At 70.9% G+C, this 22,867-nt stretch carries 25 protein-coding genes; 8 read left to right on the forward strand and 17 right to left on the reverse strand.

Annotated features, from left to right (window positions below):
- The first annotated feature begins 35 nt into the window (after positions 1-35).
- Positions 36-1,070, forward strand: a complete 1,035-nt coding sequence (locus ACLQ23_RS09560) for a hypothetical protein (RefSeq protein ID WP_425880545.1) — start codon at positions 36-38, stop codon at positions 1,068-1,070.
- Between the two features lie 194 nt (positions 1,071-1,264).
- A complete protein-coding gene (locus tag ACLQ23_RS09565; RefSeq protein WP_355596225.1) occupies positions 1,265-1,969 on the forward strand; it encodes a DUF4386 domain-containing protein in 705 nt (234 codons plus the stop codon).
- Positions 1,970-2,027: 58 nt separating this feature from the next.
- Here the strand turns inward: ACLQ23_RS09565 and ACLQ23_RS09570 are convergent, their stop codons facing one another.
- From ACLQ23_RS09570 to ACLQ23_RS09605, 8 genes are read right to left on the reverse strand one after another with little or no spacing between them, the layout of a single operon-like run.
- On the reverse strand, positions 2,028-2,885 hold the full coding sequence (locus ACLQ23_RS09570) for an IclR family transcriptional regulator (RefSeq protein WP_355628765.1): 858 nt from the start codon (positions 2,883-2,885) through the stop codon (positions 2,028-2,030).
- Positions 2,882-3,262, reverse strand: coding sequence for a 4-carboxymuconolactone decarboxylase (gene pcaC, locus ACLQ23_RS09575; RefSeq protein ID WP_355596229.1), 381 nt, complete (start codon positions 3,260-3,262; stop codon positions 2,882-2,884). Before pcaC ends, ACLQ23_RS09570 begins: the two co-directional genes overlap by 4 nt.
- The gene (gene pcaD, locus ACLQ23_RS09580; protein ID WP_425880546.1) at positions 3,259-4,038 is read right to left on the reverse strand and encodes a 3-oxoadipate enol-lactonase; all 780 of its coding nucleotides are present in this window, start codon (positions 4,036-4,038) and stop codon (positions 3,259-3,261) included. The genes pcaC and pcaD overlap by 4 nt, the downstream gene beginning before the upstream one ends.
- Positions 4,035-5,375 (reverse strand): 3-carboxy-cis,cis-muconate cycloisomerase, encoded by a 1,341-nt coding sequence (pcaB, locus tag ACLQ23_RS09585; RefSeq protein ID WP_355628762.1) that lies wholly within the window; start codon positions 5,373-5,375, stop codon positions 4,035-4,037. Before pcaB ends, pcaD begins: the two co-directional genes overlap by 4 nt.
- The gene (gene pcaG, locus ACLQ23_RS09590) at positions 5,350-5,922 is read right to left on the reverse strand and encodes a protocatechuate 3,4-dioxygenase subunit alpha (protein ID WP_425880547.1); all 573 of its coding nucleotides are present in this window, start codon (positions 5,920-5,922) and stop codon (positions 5,350-5,352) included. The genes pcaB and pcaG overlap by 26 nt, the downstream gene beginning before the upstream one ends.
- On the reverse strand, positions 5,915-6,667 hold the full coding sequence (gene pcaH / locus ACLQ23_RS09595; protein WP_355628756.1) for a protocatechuate 3,4-dioxygenase subunit beta: 753 nt from the start codon (positions 6,665-6,667) through the stop codon (positions 5,915-5,917). Before pcaH ends, pcaG begins: the two co-directional genes overlap by 8 nt.
- Before the next feature lie 12 nt (positions 6,668-6,679).
- On the reverse strand, positions 6,680-7,483 hold the full coding sequence (locus ACLQ23_RS09600; protein WP_425880548.1) for a CoA-transferase subunit beta: 804 nt from the start codon (positions 7,481-7,483) through the stop codon (positions 6,680-6,682).
- Entirely contained in the window at positions 7,480-8,298 is an 819-nt protein-coding gene (locus ACLQ23_RS09605; RefSeq protein WP_355596239.1) for a CoA transferase subunit A, read from the reverse strand. The genes ACLQ23_RS09600 and ACLQ23_RS09605 overlap by 4 nt, the downstream gene beginning before the upstream one ends.
- 223 nt (positions 8,299-8,521) lie before the next feature.
- On the opposite strand from ACLQ23_RS09605, the gene pobA reads away from it, so the two are divergent.
- From pobA to ACLQ23_RS09635, 6 genes are all read left to right on the forward strand, one after another.
- A complete protein-coding gene (gene pobA, locus ACLQ23_RS09610) occupies positions 8,522-9,694 on the forward strand; it encodes a 4-hydroxybenzoate 3-monooxygenase (protein ID WP_355596241.1) in 1,173 nt (390 codons plus the stop codon).
- Between the two features lie 254 nt (positions 9,695-9,948).
- On the forward strand, positions 9,949-10,923 hold the full coding sequence (locus ACLQ23_RS09615) for an ABC transporter substrate-binding protein (protein ID WP_355596243.1): 975 nt from the start codon (positions 9,949-9,951) through the stop codon (positions 10,921-10,923).
- Between the two features lie 72 nt (positions 10,924-10,995).
- On the forward strand, positions 10,996-11,796 hold the full coding sequence (locus ACLQ23_RS09620) for an ABC transporter permease (RefSeq protein WP_425880549.1): 801 nt from the start codon (positions 10,996-10,998) through the stop codon (positions 11,794-11,796).
- Positions 11,793-12,617, forward strand: a complete 825-nt coding sequence (locus ACLQ23_RS09625) for an ABC transporter permease (protein ID WP_355596247.1) — start codon at positions 11,793-11,795, stop codon at positions 12,615-12,617. Before ACLQ23_RS09620 ends, ACLQ23_RS09625 begins: the two co-directional genes overlap by 4 nt.
- Positions 12,610-13,422: an ABC transporter ATP-binding protein gene (locus ACLQ23_RS09630; protein ID WP_355596249.1), complete on the forward strand. Its 813-nt coding sequence runs from the start codon at positions 12,610-12,612 to the stop codon at positions 13,420-13,422. The genes ACLQ23_RS09625 and ACLQ23_RS09630 overlap by 8 nt, the downstream gene beginning before the upstream one ends.
- A gap of 36 nt (positions 13,423-13,458) precedes the next feature.
- Entirely contained in the window at positions 13,459-14,346 is an 888-nt protein-coding gene (locus ACLQ23_RS09635; protein ID WP_355596251.1) for a PaaX family transcriptional regulator, read from the forward strand.
- On the opposite strand, the gene ACLQ23_RS09640 is transcribed toward ACLQ23_RS09635, so the two are convergent.
- The 9 genes from ACLQ23_RS09640 to ACLQ23_RS09680 all read right to left on the reverse strand — a co-directional run bounded on the left by ACLQ23_RS09640 (position 14,270) and on the right by ACLQ23_RS09680 (position 22,616).
- On the reverse strand, positions 14,270-15,793 hold the full coding sequence (locus tag ACLQ23_RS09640; RefSeq protein WP_355596253.1) for an acyl-CoA synthetase: 1,524 nt from the start codon (positions 15,791-15,793) through the stop codon (positions 14,270-14,272). The genes ACLQ23_RS09635 and ACLQ23_RS09640 overlap by 77 nt on opposite strands.
- A gap of 57 nt (positions 15,794-15,850) precedes the next feature.
- Complete coding sequence (locus ACLQ23_RS09645; RefSeq protein ID WP_355596255.1) at positions 15,851-16,303, reverse strand: MaoC family dehydratase; 453 nt, start codon at positions 16,301-16,303, stop codon at positions 15,851-15,853.
- The gene (locus tag ACLQ23_RS09650; protein WP_355596257.1) at positions 16,300-17,202 is read right to left on the reverse strand and encodes an amidohydrolase family protein; all 903 of its coding nucleotides are present in this window, start codon (positions 17,200-17,202) and stop codon (positions 16,300-16,302) included. The genes ACLQ23_RS09645 and ACLQ23_RS09650 overlap by 4 nt, the downstream gene beginning before the upstream one ends.
- A gap of 51 nt (positions 17,203-17,253) precedes the next feature.
- Positions 17,254-18,180, reverse strand: coding sequence for an SDR family oxidoreductase (locus ACLQ23_RS09655; protein WP_355596259.1), 927 nt, complete (start codon positions 18,178-18,180; stop codon positions 17,254-17,256).
- Between the two features lie 50 nt (positions 18,181-18,230).
- On the reverse strand, positions 18,231-18,992 hold the full coding sequence (locus ACLQ23_RS09660; RefSeq protein WP_425735454.1) for an IclR family transcriptional regulator: 762 nt from the start codon (positions 18,990-18,992) through the stop codon (positions 18,231-18,233).
- Between the two features lie 30 nt (positions 18,993-19,022).
- On the reverse strand, positions 19,023-19,973 hold the full coding sequence (locus ACLQ23_RS09665; RefSeq protein WP_425735453.1) for a PDR/VanB family oxidoreductase: 951 nt from the start codon (positions 19,971-19,973) through the stop codon (positions 19,023-19,025).
- Positions 19,970-20,188 (reverse strand): hypothetical protein, encoded by a 219-nt coding sequence (locus tag ACLQ23_RS09670; RefSeq protein WP_425735452.1) that lies wholly within the window; start codon positions 20,186-20,188, stop codon positions 19,970-19,972. The genes ACLQ23_RS09665 and ACLQ23_RS09670 overlap by 4 nt, the downstream gene beginning before the upstream one ends.
- Positions 20,185-21,228: a Rieske 2Fe-2S domain-containing protein gene (locus ACLQ23_RS09675; RefSeq protein WP_425735451.1), complete on the reverse strand. Its 1,044-nt coding sequence runs from the start codon at positions 21,226-21,228 to the stop codon at positions 20,185-20,187. Before ACLQ23_RS09675 ends, ACLQ23_RS09670 begins: the two co-directional genes overlap by 4 nt.
- Positions 21,229-21,365: 137 nt before the next feature.
- Positions 21,366-22,616: a cellulose-binding domain-containing protein gene (locus ACLQ23_RS09680; protein WP_355628742.1), complete on the reverse strand. Its 1,251-nt coding sequence runs from the start codon at positions 22,614-22,616 to the stop codon at positions 21,366-21,368.
- Positions 22,617-22,867: the final 251 nt, after the last annotated feature.

The raw sequence follows: 22,867 nt of genomic DNA on the forward strand, positions 1-22,867 counted from the left end.
CGCCCTCGTACGGGTGCGGGGGCTGTGGCGCACGCGTGGAGTACACGCCGGGCGCGGCAGCGCTGAGCTGCCCGTACTGCGGGTACCGGCAGGAGGTCGCCGGTGCCGGCCGGGAGGTGCGCGAGCACGCGTACAACGAACTGGCGAGCCTGCCGCGCAAGCCGGTGGCGAGCGTCGCCGCGCACGCGTACGTCTGCCCGGCCTGCGGCGCTCACACCGAGAGCGACGCTATCGCGAAGCGCTGCCAGTTCTGCGCCACCCCGCTTGTGGCGGAGAACGTGACCGGCGAGTTGATCGCGCCGGAGGCGGTGCTGCCGTTCGCTGTGGACCGGGCGGGCGTGCGCACCGCCCTGGGCACCTGGTGCCGCAGCCGCTGGTTCGCGCCGGGGAGCCTGAAGAAGGTAAGCGAGGCGGAGACCCTCAAGGGCACCTACCTGCCGCACTGGACGTTCGACGCGCGAACCGTGTCGGACTACCAGGGTCAGCGCGGTGAGCACTACTACGTCACCGAGACGTACACGGTGACTGTGGACGGCCGGCAGGAGACGCGCACCCGACAGGTGCGCCACACCCGGTGGCACCCGGCGAGCGGCACCGTCCGCCGGGACTTCGACGACGTGCTGGTGCCCGCCACCACGCACCTGCCGGCGAAGCAGCTCGACGAGCTGGCCCCGTGGCCGCTGACCGAGGCGGTCGCCTACCACAGCGACTACCTGGCCGGATATCACGCGCTGCGCTACGACACCGAGCCCGAGGCGGGGCTCGTCGAGGCGAAGTCGCGGATGGCACCGGTCATCGAGGGGGACTGCCGGTCGGACATCGGCGGGGACGAGCAGCGGGTCTCCTCGGTGGACACCGCCTACTCGGACGTGGCGTACAAGTTGATGCTGCTGCCGGTGTGGATCGCCGCGTACCTGCACGCCGGCAAGTCGTACCAGGTTCTTGTCAACGCCCGGACCGGTGAGGTCATCGGTGAGCGTCCGTACAGCGCGGCGAAGATCGCGGCGGCGGTCCTGGCTGCGCTGGCGCTGGTCGCGGCGCTCGTGGTGGCGTACGTGATGAGCCGCTAGCGCCCCCACAACGCGGCACGGGCCACCGGGAACGGATACCGGTTGCCCGTGCCGTTGGCGCTTTCCTGCCGCCGCGGTGATTCGGCGGGCGCGGCGAGGATTGTCCGAGTGGGCGATTCGCGACCGCCGCGATCCGCAGGAGGGTGACGGCATGACCACAATCGATTGAGCGGCAGCGACGGGAAGGTGCCCCGATGGATCCACTGCGAAAGACCTCGCTGACCGCGGGCGTGTTCTACCTGCTCACCTTCGTCTCGATCCCCACTCTCTCCCTGTACGCGCCAGCGCGCGAGGCGGACTTCATCGTGACCGCCACGTCGGACACCTCGGTCGCCGTGGGCGCCGCCCTCGAGGTGATCGTCGCCCTCGCCTGCATGGGCACCGCCATCGCGCTGTATCCGGTGCTCAAGCGGCAGGGTGAGGGCCGTGCGCTGGGTTTCGTCGGCGCCCGGGTTCTCGAAGCCGCAGGCATCTTCATCGGCGTCGCGAGCCTCCTGACGGTCGTGGCCCTGCGGCGGGCCGACGCCGGAGCGGACGCGCTCGTCACCGGTCAGATGCTTGTCGCCTTCTACGACTCGGTCTTCCTGCTCAGCCAGAGCTTCCTGCCGGCCGTGAACGCCCTGCTGCTGGGTTCCCTGCTGTACCAGTCACGCCTCGTGCCACGGGTTCTGCCGCTGCTCGGGCTCGCCGGAGCGCCACTGCTCGTCGCCGCCGACCTCGGCATCCTGTTCGACCTCTGGGACCGGCTGTCCCCGGTGACGGCGGTCGCCGCCCTCCCCATCGCCGTATGGGAGTTCTCGCTCGGCGTCTATCTGATCGTCAAGGGTTTCAAGCCCTCGCCGGTCACCGCCGACCTGGCTGTCAACGGCGTCCGGCCCGTCCAGGACGCCACCGTCTGACCGAGGGGCAGCGGCTGCCGCCGGCCGCGGTTCAGGCCCGCGCGCCGCCGGACCTCGCTCATCGGCTGGCTTGTCGAATCAGGTGGCCCGCTCCGCCGACGTGGGTGGCGGACGGGTCGGCACCTGCCCGGGTGTGGCCGCCCCGGACGTCCTCCTCGATGCGCTTCGCGGCGGCCAGCAGCGGCGGGAGCAGGTCCCGACGGATCGTCTCGAACGACCCGCGGCTGGCGTGCGCGGAGACGTTCACCGCGGCGATCACCGTCCCGTTCTCGCCGTGGATCGGCGCGGCGAGCGACCGCAGTCCCTCCTCCAACTCCTGGTCCACTATCGCGTACCCCTGGGCGGCGATCTTCGTCAGGACGGCGCGTAGCTTGGCCTGGTCGGTGATGGTCCGCCGGGTCAACGGCCGCAGGTCCGCCGTGGCGAGGTAGGCGTCCAGCCAGTCCGCCGGCTGCGCGGCGAGCAGCACCCGGCCCATCGACGTGGCGTACGCGGGGAAACGTGTGCCGACGCTGATCCCCACCGTCATGATCCGCTTGGTGGGTACGCGGGCCACGTAGACAACCTCGTCGCCGTCGAGCACCGACATCGAGCAGGACTCGCGCACCTGCGCGACAAGCGCCTCCATGTGCCGCTGCGCGACCTCGGGCAGGCTCAGGCTCGACAGGTACGCGTAGCCGAGGTCGAGGATCCGCGCCCGCAGCGAGAAGAGCCGGCCGTCGGTGTGCACGTAGCCCAACTCGACCAGGGTGTGCAGGAACCGGCGCGCGGCGGCCCGGGTCAGCCCGGTCCTGCGGGACACGTCGCTGAGCGTGAGCTGCGGGTGGTCGGCGTCGAACGCCCGGATCACCGCGAGCCCGCGCTCCAGCGATTGGACGAACTCCGGCGATCTCGTCGCCTCCGCGCGTACGCTCACCCGGCCTCCTGCCGCAGGGCCTCCCGGGCCACCTTGAACGCCCGGTTGGCCGCCGGTACGCCAGCGTAGACGCCGACCTGGAGCAGGACCTCCGCCACCTCCGCCGGGCTCAGTCCGTTGCGCAGCGCGGCGCGGACGTGCATCGCCAACTCCTCGTCGTGGTGCAGGGTGGCGAGCACGGCGAGGGTGATGCAACTGCGGGTACGTCGGTCGAGGCCGGGCCGGCTCCACACCTCCCCCCACGCGTAGCGGGTGATGAAGTCCTGGAAGTCGGCGGTGAACTCGTCGGTGCCGGCCACCGCGCGGTCGACATGCGCGTCGCCCAGCACCTGCCGGCGTACCGTCATGCCTGCCTCGTGCCGTTCCCTGTCGTTCATCGGTCTCCCGGTCTCTTGTCGAAGTGGTCCAACAGGAGTCGGCTCACCTGCTCGGGTTGCTCGACGTTTGCCAGGTGCGCCGCCGCGCCGACCACTGCCAGCCGGGCGCCGGGGATGCGCCCGACGATCTCGCGCGCGTGCTCCACGGGGGTGGCCGGGTCGTCGGCGCCCGCGACGACAAGTGTCGGCACGTCGATGCGGGCCAGATCGGGGCGCAGGTCCATTGTGGCTATCGCCTCACAGGACGCGGCGTAACCGGCGGGCGACGTCGCGGTGAGCATGGCACGGTGGGTGGCGACCACGCCCGGTTGGTCGGCGGCGAAGCCGGGAGTGAACCAGCGGGCCACCACAGCGTCGGCGACCGCCTCCAGCCCGGCGGCTCGTACCGTCGCCGCCCGATCCCGCCACTGCTCGGGTGGGCCAAGCGACGCCGACGTGCAGAGCAGCGCCAGCCGCCGCACCCGGTCGGGCGCGTGTACGGCAAGCCACATGCCGACCATGCCGCCGAGGGACAGGCCCGCGTAGTGGACCCACGGCACGTCGAGGTCGTCAAGCGTCCGCAGCACCTCACGGCCCAGAAGATCCATCGTGTACGGGCCGGACGGCACCGCCGAGCGGCCGTGGCCCAGGTGGTCGTACCGGATGACCCGGAACCGCTTTGCGAGGGCCGCCACCTGGGGCTCCCACATCGCGCCCGTGGTGCCGAGGGAGCTGCCGAGCAGCAGCACCGGCGCGGCGGCCGGACCATCCTCAGAGTTGTGTAGTCGCGATGTCACGTCTGCGGCCCTCGCACGGCGGCCAGGGCGCTGTCGACGAACCGGCCGGCCGAGCCGAGCCAGTGGTGCGGGTCGAGCGCCTCGTCGACCTGCGCCTCGGACAGGTGGGCGCGAACCTGCGGGTCGGCGAGCAGTGCCGCCCGGAACGAGGGCGCGGCGGCGGCGCGGGTGACCAGGTCGTGTGCGGCGCTGCGGCCGAGGGCGGGCGCCAGCCGCGCGGCGACTGCCTCGGCGAGAACGAGCCCACCCGTGGCATCGAGGTTCCTGCGCATCCGCTCCGGGCGGACCTGGAGCTCGGCCAGCATCCGCGCACACCGGCTGGCCGCGCCGCCGGCAAGGTGCAGCAGGTCGAGCAGGGGCTCCCACTCGGCGTGCCACGCGCCGGCGGCCCGTTCGTGCTCCTGCACGGCGGCGGCGAACAGCGTGGCGACGAGGCCTGGACCGCGCCGCGCGGCGGAGCCGATGAGCACCGAGTCCACCGGGTTGTGCTTGTGCGGCATCGCCGAGGAGCCGCCCCGCCCGGCCCCGCCCTCGGCGACCTCGCCGATCTCGGTCTGGGCCAGCAGCCCGACGTCGAGCGCGACCTTGCCGGTGGCCGCGAGGAGCCCACCGAGGGCGGCGGCCAGGTCGAGCCGGGGCTGCCTGCGGGTGTGCCAGGGCAGCGGGCTGGCTGGTAGACCCAGGTGCGCGGCGAACCGCTCGGCGATGTCCGGGCCGGCCGGGCCGAGCGCGGCAAGGGTGCCTACCGCGCCGCCGAGTTGCGCGGGTTGGGCGGCACCCGCCTGCCGGAGCCGGTCCCGGACGTCGACAAGGCCTGTCATCCAGCCTGCGGCCTTGAGCCCGAACGTGGTGGGTGCCGCCTGCTGCCCGAGGGTCCGGGCGACCAGGACGGTGTCCCGGTGGGTGTCGGCGAGCCGGACGGCGGCATCCACTGCGGCGTCGAGGTGGCGCAGCAGCGGTCCGAGCGCCCGTACGGCCACCAGGCTCAGCGCGGTGTCGAGGATGTCCTGGCTTGTCGCGCCGATGTGCACCCAACCCTGGGCGTGCTCCGGCACTGCTGCGGTCAGCTCCCGCACCAGCGGGACGACAGGGTTGCCGGCGGCGTCGGCCGCCCGGCCGAGGGACGCCGCGTCGTACCGTTCGGCGCGGCACTGCTCGACTATCGCGTCGGCCGCGGTAGCGGGTAGGACACCGGCGTCCGCAGCGGCGTGGACGAGCGCGGCCTCCGCGTCGAGCAGGGCCCGCAGCACTGCCGCGTCGCCGAGTTCCAGGTCGACGTCGGATGCGCCGGAGAGGCTGCTCAGCAGCCCGTCAGACGGCGAAGAAGACTGTCTCACGGTCACCCTGGAGGCGGATGTCGAAGCGGAGCCCGTCCGGCGCGGGACTGGCGATCAGTGTGCCCCGGCGGTCGGCGTCGACGCTGCGCAGCACGGGGTCGTCGCCGTTCGCCGCCGGCTCGTCGGGAAAGTAGAGCCGGGTCGCGAGACGGTGCAGCAGCCCTCGACCGAGGACCGACAGGGCCAGGTGGGGTGCCTCGGTGCCGCCGTCCGGGTCGGGCAGCGGCCCCGGCTTCACGGTCAGCAGCTCGTACCACCCCTGCCCGTCGGTTTCGCTGCGCCCGAAGCCACGGAAGCCCGCCAGCGCTGGCGGTCGTGCCCCGCGCGGGTCGTCCGGGTGGTCGAAACGGCCGTCCGGGTCCGCCTGCCAGCTCTCCACGAGCGCGTCGACAACCGGCTCCCCGGCGCCGTCGAGGATCCGGCCGCGGATCCAGAACGCCCCGGGCGTGCCCTCGGGGACGGCGTACGGGCCGTCGGGCCAGCGCAGACCGATGTGCAGGTACGGCCCGACGGTCTGCGCCGGCGTCACACCCAACCGCTCACTCATCGTCGTCCTCGCCCTCGAAGGGAGTGCTCGCCCGGCCCCGCAGCACTATGTCGAACTCGTACGCCAGCGCCCACTCCGGCACCGTCGTGGCGTGGTCGTACCGGGCGACCATCCGGTTGCGGGCGTCCGGGTCGCGGACCGAGTTGAAGATCGGATCCTGGAAGAAGAGCGGGTCACCCGGGAAGTACATCTGCGTCACCAGGCGCTGGGTGAACGCGCGGCCGAAGAGAGAGAAGTGGATGTGCGCCGGCCGCCAGGCGTTGTCGTGGTTGCGCCAGGGGTAGGCGCCGGGCTGCACTGTGATGAACCGGTAGCGCCCCCGCTCGTCGGTGAGCGCCCGGCCCACCCCCTCGAAGTGGGGGTCGAGCGGTGCAGGCCAGGTGTCGCTCGCGTGGCGGTACCGGCCGGCGGCGTTTGCCTGCCAGATCTCGACGAGCGTGTGGGGCACCGGTTGCCCGTCGCCGTCCCGGACCCGGCCGTGCACGATGATCCGCTGCCCCTGCGGCTCCCCGTCGTGTTGCCGGGTCAGGTCGTGGTCGAGGTCGCCGAGCCGACCCTCCCCCAGGAGCGGCCCGGTGATCTCGGTCAGCCGCTGCGGCAGGTAGGTGAGCGGCTGCTTCGGCGCGCGCCCCACTGTCGACTTGTAGCCGGGACTGAGCAGCGGCGGGTGGGCGTCGATGTCGTCGCGCCGGTACTGCGGCAGCACCAGGCCGGCGTCGGCAGGGTGGACGGAGTTCTGGGTCATTGTCGTCTCCCGTCAGGCTTCCGGTGCCACGGCCTGCCGCTGCGGCAGTGGCTGCTTGGTCGCCTCCAGCGCCCGCAGCACCGCCAACTCGTGTGCCGTCGGCGGCTCGCCGGTGGTGAGCGGCTCCGCGACGGCGAGGTCCCAGCCGGTGGCCGCGCGCGCCTGCTCCCGGGTCACGCCGGGGTGCAGGCGGGTAAGCGTCAGCTCGCAGGTGACCGGGTCGGGTTCGAGGACGCCGAGATCGGTGATCACCAGGCGTGGCCCGCCGCCGCGTAGACCGAGACGTTCCCGGTCACCCGGGCCCGAGCCGTAGCCGACCGAGGTGACGAAGTCGACGCGTTCGGTGAACGTCCGGCGGTTCTGCCTGACGATCACCACGACCTCCCGGCAGGAGGCGGCGATCTCCGGGGCTCCCCCGGCGCCGGGCAGGCGGACGTCCGGGGCGTCGTAGTCACCCCCGACGACAGTGGTGTTGATGTTGCCGTACCTGTCGAGCTGCGCGGCCCCGAGGAAGCCCACGTCGATCCGGCCGGGTTGGAGCCAGTAGTTGAACACCTCCGGCACCGACACCACCGCGTCGGCCGTGTCGGCCAGCACGCCGTCCCCGATGGACAGTGGCAGCCGGTCCGGCTTGGCGCCGAGGCAGCCGGACTCGTAGACGAGCACCAGGTTCGGGGCATGGGTGGCCCGGGCCAGGTTCGCCGCGGTGCTGGGCAACCCGATCCCGACGAAGCAGGCGGCGCCGTCGCGCAGTTGGCGGGCCGCCGCGACGGTCATCATCTCGTCAGCGGTCCAGGCCGCCGAGCCGTCACTCACGCTGTCGCCCCGGCCCGGTGCACGTGCTGGTCCAACCAGTCGCGAAAGGTGTCGCGGTGCCGGCTGACGGCGTCCCACGCCCGGTAGAAGTCGTTGTCGCGTACGGAGTAGCCGTGGGCGTAGGAGGGGTGTGCGCCGCCGGGCACCTCGGCCACTGCCGTGATCGCCCAACCCGGCAGGACCACCTGCCCCGGGACGGGCGGCAACTCGTCCACGATCTCCTCGACTGTGACAAGCGAGCGGTGGGCGGCGAGCACCGCTTCCTTCTGCACACCGGTGATGCCCCACATCTGCACGTTGCCGGCCCGGTCGGCGCGCTGCGCGTGCACCACTGTGACGTCGGGGCGCAGGGCGGGAACGGCGGTGAGGGTTTCGCCGGTGAAGGGGCAGGTGATGGGCCGGATGTTGGTCGTGTGGCGGAGCAGGTCGGTGCCCGAATAGCCGCGCAGGACGGCGAACGGCAGCCCGGACGCCCCCGCCACGTAGCGGTTCGCCATGCCCGCGTGGCTGTGCTCCTCCAGCTCCAGCGGACGCGGCCAGCCGTGCTGCACGGCGTCGCGGAAGCGGTGCAGCGACCCGACCCCGGGGTTGCCGCCCCAGGAGAAGATCAGGCGGCGGGCGCATCCTGCGCCGATGAGCTGGTCGTAGATGACGTCGGGTGTCATCCGCACCAGGGTCAGATCCTGCCGCCCCTGACGGATGATCTCGTGACCGGCGGCGAACGGGATGAGATGCGTGAACCCTTCGAGGGCCACCACGTCGCCGTCGCGGACCAGATCCGCAACGCCGTCGGCCAGCGAGACGAGCTTTGCCATGACCCTCCCCGACCCGCCGACTGTTCGCTATACGCACTGTCGTACTGATGTCGAACGTACGGCCGGGACCGGCATCCGTCAACGGCACGCCGTTGACGCGAGCGGGACCGCGTGCCACCGTTCTACAAGAGAACGGTCGTTCGGCAAGCGAACACGCTGCCCAGCGACCGCGCCATCGCGCGTCACCCGTTCTGACATCTCGAAAGAGGGGAGGATGCCGCGGATGCGTACCCAGGTCGGCATCGTGGGAGCCGGGCCGGCAGGACTTCTGCTGTCGCACCTGCTGCACCTGCACGGAATCGACTCCGTGGTGTTGGAGAGTCGCAGCCGTGACTACGTCGAGCACCGGGTGCGGGCGGGCGTCCTCGAACAGGGCTCGGTCGACCTGCTGACCCGCGCCGGCCTCGGTGGACGCCTGCACCGGGAAGGGCTGCGACACGAGGGCATCGAGCTGCGGTTCGCCGGCGAGTCGCACCGGGTGCCGATGACGGAGCTGACCGGGCGGGCGATCACCGTCTACGGCCAGCAGGAGGTGGTAAAGGACCTGATCGCCGCCCGACTCGCGGCCGGCGGCTCGATCCTCTTCGACGCCGACGTCGTACGCCTTGACGGCCTCGACTCGGACTCGCCCGTCGTCCACTTTCGACGGGACGGGCGCGACGAGGAGCTGCGGTGCGACTTCGTGGCCGGCTGCGACGGGTTCCACGGTGTGAGTCGTGGCGCGGTGCCCGACGGCGTGCTGACCACCTACGAGCGGACGTACCCCTTCGCCTGGCTGGGCATCCTCGCCGCCGCCGCGCCGGCGGTGGAGGAACTCATCTACGCCAACCACGAGCGGGGTTTCGCCCTCTACAGCATGCGCTCGCCGGAGATCTCGCGGCTGTATCTCCAGGTAGCGCCCGACGAGGACATCGCGGCGTGGCCGGACGAGCGGATCTGGGCGGAGCTGCGGGCGCGGCTGGAGACGGTGCCGGGTTGGTCGCTCAACGAGGGGCCGATCCTGGAGAAGTCCGTCACCCCGATGCGCAGCTTCGTTGTCGAGCCGATGCAGTGGCAGCGGTTGTTCCTGGCCGGTGACGCCGTGCACATCGTCCCGCCGACCGGCGCGAAGGGCATGAACCTGGCCCTCGCCGACGTCGCGCTGCTCGGGGACGCCTTCGCCGCGTGGTACGACAAGGGGCGCACCGACCTGCTGGAGGCCTACTCGGCCACCGCACTGCGCAGGGTCTGGCGGGCCCAGCACTTCTCCTGGTGGATGACCTCGATGCTGCACCGGCTGGAGCGCGACGACCCGTACGAGGCGAACCTCCAGACCGCCACCCTGAGGTACGTCGCCACCTCACGCGCCTATGCCACGAGCCTCGCGGAGAACTACGTGGGCCTGCCGGAGGTCTGATCACCCGACGGGAGCACCACCCGCCGATGTGGACGCTGGAGGTGCCGGTTCGGCTACGGGCGACGCCCTCGGGGCGCAGCATTATTCAACTTATTTCTGACGGGCGTCAGAAATTCTTGACATTCAATGCCGAGGTGACTGACCATGGCCAGCACAGCGGCGTGCCCCCACGCAGCGGTAGTCCACCTGCAGATCCGAGGCATCCGCCGGCTCTTGACGCACCCCACCACCCCTGCCCAGGAAGGGCCTCGTCAATGAAGAAGGTTCTGGCTCTCGGGCTGATCGCCGCTACCGCGATCGCCCTCACCGGATGTACCGACTCCGACGCGTCCAACCCGTCCGAACAGACCTCTGGCGAGCTGCGCAAGGTACGGGTCGCCGCGCTGCCCATCACCGAGACCGCCGCGCTGTGGGGCGGCATCAAGGCGGGCATCTTCGCCGAACGCGGGCTCCAGGTCGAGGTGCTGCCCGCCCAGGGTGGCGCGCAGGCCATTCCCGCCCTGCTCAACGGCGACATCGACTTCGCGATCGGCCAACCCTTCGGGCCGTTCCGGGCCGACCTGCGCAACCTCGGCGTCGTCATCATCGGCAACTACGCCTCGTCCTACGCCAGCGGCGACGACATCAACGCAGTGGTGGCCTCCGCGAAGTCCGGCATCAAGCGGCCGGCCGACCTCGCGGGCAAGCGGGTCGCCGTCAACAGCCTCGGCGCGGCCGGTGATGTGACGATCATGGCTGCGGTCGAGAAGGACGGCGGCGACCCATCCAAGATCAAATTTGTCGAGGTCGCCTTCCCGGACGCCCCGGCCCAGCTCGAAGCCGGCAACATCGACGCCGCCTGGGTGCCGGAACCCTTCGTCACGCAGCTCAAGAGCCGCGGTGACACCTTCGTCGTCGCTCCCTACCAGGCGGTCGTGCCCGGTCTCACCACCCTCACCACGATCACCACGAAGGAACGGACCGAGAAGGACGCCAAACTGGTCGAGGACTTCACGGCGGCGATGAAGAAGACCCTGGAATGGGCGAAGGACCCCGCCAACGAGGCAGCCGTCCGACAGGCCATCAAGGACAATCTTCAGCTGCCGCCGCCGGTGGCCGACTCGGTGAAACTCCCGGAGTTCGGTTGGGAGATCGACCGTTCCAGCCTCCAGACGCTCGCCGAACTCGCGCAGAAGTACAAGGTGCTCGACCAGCAACCCAACCTCGACCGCCTCATCCAACAGCAGTAGCCGGCGCGCTCCCGCCCTCCCCGACTCCCGGGCCCGGGAGGGCGTCGCCGGTCGCGCGACACCGGAGGTGACATGCGCGTCCATTCCGCCCGACGTCTGCGCACGTTACGCAAGGCGTCACTGGGCGTCGCCGGCCTGGCCGGGTTCCTCGTCGTCTGGCAGATGGTCCCGACGCTGGGTCTGATCAACCCGCAGTATCTGCCGTACGTGACCGACGTGCTGGCGCGACTTGTCGAGCAGATCGTCGACCTCGCCTTCTGGCGGCGACTGGGCAGCACCATGACGTCCTGGGCGATCGGCCTGACGGTGGCGACGGTCGCCGCGGTCGTCCTCGGCACGATCGTCGGCCTGGTGCCGTTCCTGCGGCGCGCGACCCACACGGTTGTCGAGTTCCTACGACCGATCCCGTCGGTCGCCCTCATTCCACTCGCCGTCCTGATGTTCGGCATCCAGATGCGGGCCGCCCTCGTCATCATCATCTACGCGTCGTTCTGGCAGGTGTTCGTTCAGGTGATCTACGGCGTCGCCGACGTCGACGCGGTCGCCCGGGACACCGCCCGCAGTTTCGGCCTGACCCGGCGCGAACAGTTGACGCACCTCGTGCTGCCGACCACCCTGCCGTACCTCATGACGGGCCTGCGGCTCGCGGCGGCGGTCGCGCTCATCCTCGCCATCACGGCGGAGATGGTGATCGGCAACCCCGGTCTCGGGCGCATGATCGAGCTGTCCCGGTCCGCCGGAGACGCCACCGGCCTCTACGCCCTCGTCGTGGTCACCGGCCTGCTCGGGCTGCTGGTGAACCTCGTCTTCCGGTTCGTCGAGCGTCGGGTGCTGTCCTGGCACCAGTCCGTACGAGGGGAGGAGGTGCTGTGACCGCGTACACCGGTCGGATCGCCGCGACGCCGCGCGGCCGTACCGTCGGATCCCGCCTCGTGGTGAGCCTGCTCAACGCGTTCGGGCTACCGATGCTGCTCCTGGTGATCTGGGGGCTGGCGTCGACGAGGGCGACGAGCGGGTTCTTTCCCGACCCGTTGACGATCGCCCGGGCGTTCCTGGACACGTGGGTGGGCCCCGCGTTCGTGGAGGACGTGGTGCCGAGCCTCGCCCGCCTCGGCCTCGGCGTCGCCGCGTCGGTAGTGCTCGGCATCGCCGCCGGCACCGTCATCGGCCTGGCCCAATGGTTGCGCGAACTCCTCGAACCTCTGCTGGAGTTCGTCCGGGCCATCCCGCCGCCGGTGCTGATCCCCGTGGCCATGCTCCTGCTGGGCATCACGGACACCATGAAGGTTGTCGTCATCGTCTCTGGCGCGGTCTGGCCGATCCTGTTGAACACGATCGAAGGCGTCCGGGCCACTGACAGCGTCATGAAGGAGACCGCCGACTCGTTCCAGGTCACCTGGTGGGAACGGCTCTGGTTCCTCGTACTCCCGGCCGCCAGCCCGCGCATCATGGCCGGGGTCCGCCAGGCCCTCTCGGTAGCGCTCATCCTGATGGTGATCTCCGAGATGTTCGCGTCGTCCTCCGGACTCGGCTACCGGATCGCCTACTTCCAGCGCAACTACCTCATCGCCGAGATGTGGAGCGGCATCCTCCTGCTCGGTCTCGTCGGCATCCTGCTCGCCGTAGTTTTCGGACTCGTAGAACGGCGCGTCCTGCGCTGGTACCACGGAATCAGGGAGGTCAACCGTGCCTGACCGGAGCACCCTGCTGCGGGTGGAGCACCTGCGAAAGGTCTACGAGTCGACGACAGGCGACGTCGAGGCGATCGGGGACATCAGCTTCACGATGGAAGCCGGTCAGCTCGTCTGCATCGTCGGGCCGTCCGGCTGCGGCAAGACCACCCTGTTGAAGTGCCTCGCCGGCCTGCTGCGGCCGACAAGTGGCGTGGTCGAGATGGACGGCTCACCGGTAACGGGGCCGAGCCCCGCCATGGCCGTCGTGTTCCAGGAGTACGGCCGCAGCCTCTATCCGTGGCTGACGGTGCGCGGCAACGTCGAGCTCCCGCTGCGGCACAAGAAGCTCTCCCGGACGCAGCGCAACCAACTGGTCGTCGACGCGCTCGACGCGGTGGGTCTGGCGCACGCCGCCCGCAGCCACCCGTGGCAGCTCTCCGGCGGGATGCAGCAGCGCGTGGCAATCGCCCGGGCCCTCGCCTACCAGCCGGAGATCCTGATCATGGACGAGCCGTTCGCCGCGGTGGACGCGCAGACCCGGGCGGACCTGGAGGACCTGGTGCGTGAGCTGCACACCAGCCGCGAGATATCGGTCCTCTTCGTCACGCACGACATCGACGAGTCGGTGTATCTCGGTCAGCGCGTTCTAGTATTGTCCAAGTCGCCGACCTGGATCCAAGAGGATCTCACGGTCGATCTGCCGCCGGAGCGCGATCAGATCACCACCCGCGCCCTACCCCGTTTCACGCAACTGCGGACGCACGTCTACGACCAGATCCAGCGGGCCAAGCGCGGGCAGGCTGTGGCACCGGGGGCCACGTCGTGATCGCGCCAGGGCAACGGCTTCGTCGGAGGGAGGGCCGTGGGTAGTCGGCAGCCGAAACAACTGCTGCTCGCCTTCTTCGGTGAGCATGTCGTCGACAACGCCACGGGACCGATCCGGGCGAGCGCCCTGATCAGCGTGCTGGAGGGCGCCGACGTCGCGGCACCGGCGACCCGTGCGACCCTCGACCGTCTCGTGCACAGCGGCATCCTGGCGCGCACCAGAAGTGGTCGGGAGACGCTGTTCTCGCTGACCGAGCACGGGGCCGCTGTGCTCCGCGAGGCGACGGACCGCGTACGTGGCCCACGGCCGTTCGACCCACAGGGCAGCGGGTGGACCCTCGTCACCTTCTCGATCCCCGAGGGCCAGCGGACGCTGCGGCACCGGCTGCGCTCGATCCTCACCTGGGAAGGCTTCGCGCCGCTGCGCGACGGGCTCTGGCTGGCACCCGGAGAGGTCGACCTCGCCGGGTCGCTGGAGCCGCTCCAGCAGGATCTCGCGCCCAACGCCGTCGTCGCCTTCCACGCCCGCGAGCTCGCCGGGTTTCCGATCGCCGAGAGCGTGCGCGCCGCCTGGGACATCGAGGCGATCCGGCGCGCACACCTCGCGTTCATCGAGGTGTGGGACGACCCGGCCGCCGCGACAATGGCACTGAGCGCCCTGACAGTGCGCACGATGCTGGTGGCCGACTGGCTGGCGCTGCTGCGCGCCGACCCGAGACTGCCGGCCGAGTTCATGGACGCACAGTGGCCAGCCACCCGGTCGGCGGAGACCTACCGCCGGATGCACGACAGGCTGGCCGAAGCGTCCGCAGCGGAGTTCGCCGAACTCGTCGCCGCCCGTCCGACGGCTAGGCGCCGAAGCGGGCCCTCAGGTCAGCCTTCCGCACCTTCCCCGAGGCGGTCCGCGGCAACTCGTCCACGATGACGACGTTCTTCGGCAGCTTGTAGCGCGCGATCCTGCCGTCGAGAGCAGCCCGTACCGCGTCGGTGTCCAGAGACACCCCCTCCCGTACGGTTAGGATGGCCCACGGCACCTCCCCCCAGCGGTCGTCCTGCACGCCGATGACCGCCGCCGAGGTGACGCCGTCGATCTCGCCGAGCAGGTGTTCGAGTTCGGCCGGGTAGATGTTCTCGCCCCCCGAGATGATCATGTCTTTGAGGCGACCGGAGATGTAGAGGTAGCCGTCGTCGTCCAGATGGCCCAGGTCGCCCGAGCGGAACCACCCGTCGGAGGTGAACGCCTCGGCGGTCGCCTCCGGGAGCCCGTGGTAGCCGGGGAAGACGTTGGGCCCGGCTATCTCGATCTCACCGACGACGCCGGTGGGCACCACGGCACCGGTGCCGTCGGTGATTCGTACGTCGGTGAAGAAGTGCGGCAGGCCGACGCTGCCCTGCTTGGCGCGGGTCATCGCCGGTGGCAGCGCTGTCGCACCCGGTGCGGCCTCGGTCATGCCGTAGCCCTGCGAGAACGACAGGCCCCGCGCCTCGTACGCGTTGAGGATGCGGGCCGGCACGGCCGAGCCTCCGCAGGTGAGCTTGGCAAGCGTCGACAGGTCGGTGCGGGCCCAGGCGGGATGGTCGGCGATCAGCTGGTAGGTGGTCGGCACGCCGCTGAGCATCGTGACACCGTGCCGCTCGATCTGCGCGAGGGCGCGGCCCGGCTCGAAGTTCTTCTCCAGGACCATCGTGGCGCCCTTGAGGATGACGGGGAGGGCGCCCATGCCGAGCGAGGCGACATGGAACAGCGGCGAGATCATGAGCGCGACGTCGGTCGAGACGACGTCGTAGTCGACAACGCAGTTGAGCGCGACCCAGGTGAGGTTGCCATGGGTCAGCACTGCCCCCTTGGCCCGGCCGGTCGTGCCCGAGGTGTAGACGATTGCCGCTGGATCCTGGTGGGTGGTGACGGCATGGTCGGTGAACCCGTCAGCTGCCCGCGCCAGATCGGCGAGCCCCGGGCTGGTCGCCGTGCCCTCGCCGGTGACGACGACGTGCGGGGTCCCGGCGGCCGGCGCGGCGGAGGCCACCGGCGCCGTGAAGTCCGGGTCGTGGATCAGCACCCGCGCGCCGCAGTCGCCGAGGATGTAGGCCATCTCCGGTGGTGCCAGCCGGGTGTTGACAGGCACGAAGACGGCCCCGATCTGCGCCGCCCCGAACATCGTCTGGAGGAGGTCCGGGCTGTTCTCGCCGAGGTAGGCGACGGCGTCGCCCTTGCCGACGCCTCGCTCCCGCAGCACAGCCGAGATGCGGTCCACGCCGTCGGTGAACTGCCCGTACGTCATGGTCGCCCCCTCGCCGTGGATGAGGGCGACCTTGTCCGGGGACTTGAGGCGGCGCTTGGCCATCCACGCGCCGATTCCGTGCTCGTGCATCAGCAGTCTCCTGGTGGTGGAGGTGGTGTGCTCACGCAGCTCGGTGCACGCCCGGGTTCAGGCGTAGAAGCGGTACAGCCCTCGCGCCACGACGGCGGGCTTGGTGCCACCCTCGATCTCGATCGTCTGGTCGACGACAAGCTGGTAGCCGCCGCGGACCTCGACGACCTCGACGACCGTCGCCTGCATGCGCACCCGCGACCCGACCACTACCGGCGCGGGGAAGCGCACCTTGTCCAGGCCGTAGTTCACCTTCGTGGACACGCCTTTGACCTCGAGCAGCTCGGTCCAGAACGGCACTGCCAGCGAGAGGGTGAGGAAACCGTGGGCGATCGGTGCGCCGAACGGCCCGGACTTGGCCCGCTCGGGGTCGACGTGGATCCACTGGTGGTCGTCGGTGGCGTCGGCGAACAGGTTCACCTGGTCCTGGGTGACAGTCCGGTATTCGCTGTGGCCGAGGTCGGTGCCGCCGAGGTGGGCGAGCTGGTCGTAGGTGATTGTCGTCGTCATGGCGCTTCCTCTCGTCGTTCCCGGGCAAGACCCAGCAGCCGCGCCGCGTTGTCCTTCAGGATGCCCGGGAGCACGTCCGGCTTGAGGTCGGTGGTTGCCACGTCGCGCAGCCACCGGTCGGGGGTGAGCAGTGGGTAGTCGGTGCCGAAGAGCACCCGTCGCTTCAGCACCGAGTTGGCGTAGCGCACCAGCTCGGCCGGGAAGTATTTCGGGCTCCAGCCGGACAGGTCGATCCACGTGTTGTGCTTGTGCGTGGCCACCGACAGGGCCTCGTCCTGCCAGGGCACCGACGGGTGGGCCATGATGATCTGCAGGTCGGGGAAGTCCGCCGCGATCGGGTCGAGCAGCATCGGGTTCGACAGGCCGAGCCGCAGGCCGTAGCCGCCCGGTGTGCCAGCCCCGATGCCGGTCTGCCCGGTGTGGAAGAGCGCCGGAACGCCCGCCCGCTCAAGGAGGCTCCACAGCGGCGCGTACTCGTCGTGGCTGGGGTCGAAGCCCTGCACTGTGGGGTGGAACTTGAAGCCGCGTACGCCCTCCTCCTCGATCAGCCGGGTGGCGAGTTCGACTGCCGCTTCGCCGGTGCGTGGGTCCACCGACCCGAAGGGGATGAGCACGTCGGCGTGCTCGGCTGCCGCGCGGGCGATGTCGGCGCTGGACAGCGGCTGGTGCCTCAGTTGCGTCCGCGCGTCCACTGTGAAGACCACTGCGGCCATGCTGCGCTCGCGGTAGTACTGCGCCACCGCGTCGACGGCAGGTCGTGGCCCGTCCGTCCGGAAGTACGCCGACACGGCCGCCACGAGCGGCTCGGGCAGTGAGCTGTGACCGTGGTCGTCGACCTCGATGTGCACGTGCATGTCGATGGCGGTGACGGTGTCGAGGTCGATCGCGGGCTGGTACATGGGCGGCAACCTTCGTCGGGCGGGCCTCGTCGCACGGCCTCGTCGGGCGGGTCAGTCGGTCGCGGGCTTGAACTCCTCGGGGAGTTCGGGGAAGTGCTCACCGACGCTCTGTGTGGCCCCGGCGAACGTCGTCGGCCAGGCCTCTTCCAGCGCCTCGTAGGTCCAGCCGCCCTCGCGGTGGGCGGAGAGCGCCGGCTCGGGGTGGGTCCAGATCTGGATGCGGTCGCCTCCCACACCGATCACCTGGCCGGTCACCGACGCCGCCGCGTCGGAGCCGAGGAAGGCGATGAGCCCGGCCACGTCGTCCGCGGTGCCGAACCCGAGTTCCTGCCGGAAGAAGGTGGGCATGGGCTCGCCGTTGGCATCGGCCCGCACTGCTGCGGCGAAGTAGGGGACGGTGGCGGTCATCGCGGTCGCGGCGACCGGAACGACAGCGTTGGCGGTGATGCCCGCGCGTTTGAGTTCGAGCGCCCAGGTGCGGACCATGCCGACGATGCCCGCTTTGGCGGCGGCGTAGTTGGTCTGGCCGAAGTTGCCCCGCTGCCCCGTGGGTGACCCGATGCAGATGATCCGGCCGCCCTCGCCGGCCTGCCGCATGTGTTGCGCCGCCTCGCGCACTGTGGTGAAGGTGCCGCGCAGGTGCACGTTGACGACGGTGTCGAAGTCGTCGTCGCTCATCTTCCACAGCACGGTGTCGCGGAGGACCCCGGCGTTGGTGACGAGGATGTCCAGCCGCCCGAAGTGCTCGACAGCAGTGCTGACGAGCGCCTTGGCGGTCTCGGTCGGGCCGACCGGTGCGACCACTGCGACGGCTCGGCCGCCGGCGGCCTGGATCGCCTCCACGGCGGCCGTGGTGACCTCGGCGTCGACGTCGTTCACCACGACGGACGCGCCCCGCCGGGCCAGCTCCCGCGCGTAGGCGAGGCCGAGACCCCGCCCGGAACCAGTGACGATCGCGACTTTGCCGGCAAGTGACATGGGGCAACGTTATGCAGAATTTGATCGGGCGTCAACGATTTGCAGTATGTCTACACCAGACCCGCGCCTGAGCCGCCAAGCGCCCGCGACAGCGCCCGGCCCGCTGCCTGGACCAGTGGGGCAAGCGCCACCGGATCGGCCCGGTCCTGGGCGACCACCAGCGAGAGCGCCGCCACCACACCCTCCGGCGCGCGGATCGGAGCGGCCACCGAGAGGGCGTCCATGGTGACCTGACGATCGCTCACCGCGTACCCGGCCCGCCGCACCTCGGCCAGACAGCGACGCAGCCGCACCGGGTCGGTGATCGTCAGGTCGGTGTACCGCTCCAGCGGCGCGGCCAGCACCTGCTCCTGCACGTCGACTGGCGCGTGCGCGAGCAGGACCAGCCCGACGCCTGTGGCGTGCAGCGCGAACCGGCCGCCGACCCGGGTGAGCACTGGCACCGCGTGCCGTCCGGCGATCCGTTCGATGAAGACGAGTTCGAGGTCCTGCCGGACGGCGAGCTGGACGTTCTCGTGGGTCACCTCGTACAGGTCCTCCATGACCGGAAGGGCCAGCTCCCGCAACCCCAGACCGCGCGGGGCGAGCGAGCCCACCTCCCACAGCCGCAGGCCGATCCGGTAACGCCCGTCGTCGCCGCGCTCCAGCGCCCCCCACTCGACGAGTTCGGCGGCCCGGCGGTGCACAGTGGACAGTGGCAATCCGGTGCGGCGGGCCAGCTCGCTCAGTGTCAGCGCCGCACTCGCGGGACCGAACGCGCCGAGCAGCGCCAGCACCTTGCTCGTCACCGACCGCCCCGGCTGCGCCCGCATCCCGCAATCATCCCCGCCCGCGCCGGCCGGTCACAGCTCCAGCACGAGCCGGGGCGTACGGGCCCGGGAAACGCAGATCATCATGGTGTCCCCGGCGGCCCGCTCCTGCTCGGTGAGCAGGCTGTCGCGGTGCTCCGGCGTACCGGCGAGCACCGGAGTCTCGCAGGTGCCGCAGGTGCCCTCCCGGCAGGACGACAGGACCTGCACCCCGGCCTCCTCCACCGCCTGGAGGATCGGTGTGCCCGGCGGCACCGTCACCGTCCGCCCGGAGAGCGCGAGTTCGACCTCGATCGCCGTCTCCTGCCCGCCGGTTACCTCCAGCGGGGTGAAGCGCTCGACGTGCAGGCAGCCGGGCGGCCAGCCGCGGCAGTGCTCCTCCACCGCCCTGATCAGTGACTCCGGCCCACAGCAGTAGACGAGCCCGGTGTCGGGCCGGCCGAGCAATCCGGCCAGGTCGAGCAACCCGCACTCGTCCTGCGGGTGCAGGCTCACCCGGTCGCCGTACTTCTCCCGCAAGGCTGCCGCGAAGGCCATCGTGGCGCGGCTGCGTCCCCCGTACACGAGTTTCCAGTCGGCACCGGCGGCGTCGGCCGCCGCGACCATGGGTCTGATCGGCGTGATGCCGATGCCGCCGGCCACGAAGAGGTAGCGCCGCGCCGCGACGAGCGGGAAGGTGTTGCGGGGCCCGCGCACCCGGACGTGCGCGCCGACGGTGAGCCGCTCGTGCGCCAGCCGCGAGCCGCCCCGCCCGGAGGGCTCGCGCTGCACGGCGATCCGCAGGGCGCTCCGGTCCGCCGGATCGCCACAGAGGGAGTACTGGCGTACCAGTCCGCCGTTCAACTCCAGGTCGACGTGCGCCCCTGGCGTCCACTCGGGCAGGTCACCGCCGCCCGGACGGCACAGGCCGACCTCGACCACCTCCGCCGCCACCTGGTCCCGGCTGGCGACCACCAACTCCGTCCCGGCGAGGTCGTCGGTCACGCCCGCACCGCCATCCTGCTCGGCGGGGCGGGTGCCGGTACGGTCTCGATCCGATGGCCCTGCGGATGGGCGAGCAGCCACTCCCACAACTCGACAGGCTCCTCGGCGACGCGCTCGGCGCCGCAGTGGCAGATCCCCCGCAGGGTGTCGGTGCCCGGCACCCAGTGGATCCGGTAGACCCGATCCCCGGCACGCGCGCCGGCTGGGACGCTCACCGCGCCGCTCCCACCGTCCCCGATTCGACCATCCGGGCCAGCAGGCGCCGCGCGGCGAGCCCACCGGTGTCGATGTTGATGCTCAGCTCCTGGTACCGGTCCGGCTCGGTCGAGATCACCTGCTCCAGGATGTTGAGCGCCGTCACGTCCTGCATGACCACCGTGTGGTTGCTCTGGTGCAGGTACTCGCTCACCGACTCGTCGTCGATCGCGAAGTCGCGCGCCACAGCCCAGAAGTCGTACGTGGTGTTCTCGGTCGACGGCGTGATCGCGTACACGATCTCGGCGTGGAACGCTTCGCTGTCCTCTCCCTCGGCGGGTGGGAGGACGCCCTGCGGCGCGATCCGGCTGTGCAGCAGATAGAGGCAGGGCGGGTGGTACTCGATGTCCTGCCACCGGGTGATCCGACCCTCGATGCCTGTCGAGCGCGCGTAGAACGGTGGGCACTCGGCGTCGTCCATGTGCCGGCTCACGTAGACGACGCCCCGGTCCTCGTCGACCTCTGTGGTGATCGGGGTGTTCGCCACCTCCGGCGTGCCGATGTAGCCGCCGTGCAGGTAGGTCTCGTGGGACAGGTCCAGGAGGTTGTCCACGAGCAGGCCGTACCGCGCGTTCAGCGGCGCCATCCCCCGCACCACCGCGTACCGGGGGTCGGCCAACCACGGGGCGCGGGGAATGGCCGCCGGTTCGGCCCGCTCCCGGTCACCGATCCAGACCCAGATCAGGGAATCCTGCTCCACCACCGGGTACGAGGCGACCCGCGCGGTCCGCGGGATCCGCTGTTGACCGGGTACGAAGACACACGCTCCCGTCGGATCGTAGGTGAAACCGTGGTAGCCGCAGACGATCGTGTCGCCGTCGAGGCGGCTCTCCGACAGCGGGAAGCGCCGGTGTACGCACCGGTCGGCGAGCGCCACCGCCTCGCCGGCACCGGTGCGATACAGCACCAGCGGCTCACCGAGCACCGTGCGGGCGAGCAGGTTCCGCCCGACCTCGCTGCCGTAGGCCGCCACGTACCACTGGTTGCGCGCGAACGTCATGCGACAGGACCTCCCTGAACGGACGTCGATGAAGCCGCATCATCCCGCGCGCTCCCCACCGCCGGGACTGGCTCTTTCACTGGGTGAAAGAGCGCAGCCACCGGTACACGGATCGGCGTCCGCGTCGCCTGAAACGGTCAGCAGCCGATCCGGCTGGACCCGACCGCGACATCGTCGTACCAGAGGGTGTCGGCTCCGCCGCCGTAGCTCTCCCAGCCCAGCTTCAGGTCGGTGAGCTGCGGTCGCCAGGTGCGGTTGTACCACTGACCGTCGATGTCGTGGGTCGGTACGCCGTCCGCGGTCAGACCGGTGACGGCGGTGCCGTCCAGCCAGGTACGGAGCTGACCGGCCGAGCCGTCGACCATGAACTCCACGCAGGTCCACCTGTTGACGGGCAGCGGCACGCTCTGCGCCACCCCGGCCGGGCTCTGCTCGGGCAGTGTCGCGTCGTCGGAGGCGCGGTTCCACTGAAGTGCGCCGTTCTGGCCGCCCAGCCGCAGGTCCTTGTTGCCGTCGGCGGCGTCGGTCATCGCCAGCATCGTGGTGTGCTCGGTGGGTTGGGCGGTTGTGTGCCGCACCCAGATCCGGGCGTACCGGACGCTGCCGACACTGCCGAGGTTCGCCGTGGACCTGACAAAGACGTGGTTGCAGTACCCGGCGGCACCGTTGATCCGGACCGACCGGCTGCCGCTGTGCGCTGTGGTCGTGTCGATGGTGGCCGTGCCGGAGCCGGAACAGTCCGGGCTCACCACGGTCCAGTCGCCGGACGGCGTCGAGCCGGTCTGGTTCTCGAAGCCGTCGCAGAGCACCGCCCCGGCGCACCCGACAGGCGGCGGGGTCGTCGGCGGCGGCGTGGTGGGCGGAGGCGTCGTGGGCGGCGGGGCCGTGGTCGGGGGCGGCGTGGTGGGCGGAGGCGTCGTCGGCGGCGGGGCCGTGGTCGGCGGCGCGGTGGTCGGGGTCGGCCCGGCGCCGTTGCACGGTACGCCGTTGAGGCTGAACCCGGTCGGTGTGCCGCCGCTGGAGCCGAACGTGCCCTGTACGCCGAACTCGGTGGATCCACCGGCGGAAATGCTGCCGTTGTACGACATGTTGCGGGCTGTCACTGTCGACCCGCTCTGACTGACCGTGGCGTTCCAGCCGTTGGTGACCCGCTCGTCCCCCGCGTACGTCCAGGTGACGGTCCAGCTGGAGACGGCGGTGTCGCCCGGGGAAACCTTGATGTTTGCGGTGAATCCGCCGGGCCACTGGTTGGGCGTGTAGTCGACCCGGCAGCCCTGGGCGGCAGTGGCCGGGCCTGCGAGCACTGCCATACCTGTCGCGGTCACGGCGGCGGCCAGTGCGACGACGACCGCAAGGGTCGGTGCGGGCCGGGCGCGATAAATCGTCATGAAGGGTCCTTCTGTCATCGAACGGAACGGAGGCGGCGCAGCGGCGCCCGCCCTGCGTGGACGCGGCGCGCCACCACGCTGGGGATGCGGCGCGACAGCACGCGTGGGTGTGGGCGCGGCGATGCGCTGGGGATGCGGCGCGGCGATGCGCTTGTGATGTGGAGCGGCGATGCGCCACAGCGACCGGTCGGCGCGTACGACCTCATTGCCCGGCTCGGGTGGACCTGTCAGCCACCGACGGCCCAGTCACC

The sequence above is a fragment of the Micromonospora sp. DT41 genome (assembly GCF_049841715.1).
In the GTDB taxonomy this organism is placed as follows: Bacteria; Actinomycetota; Actinomycetes; order Mycobacteriales; family Micromonosporaceae; genus Micromonospora; species Micromonospora profundi.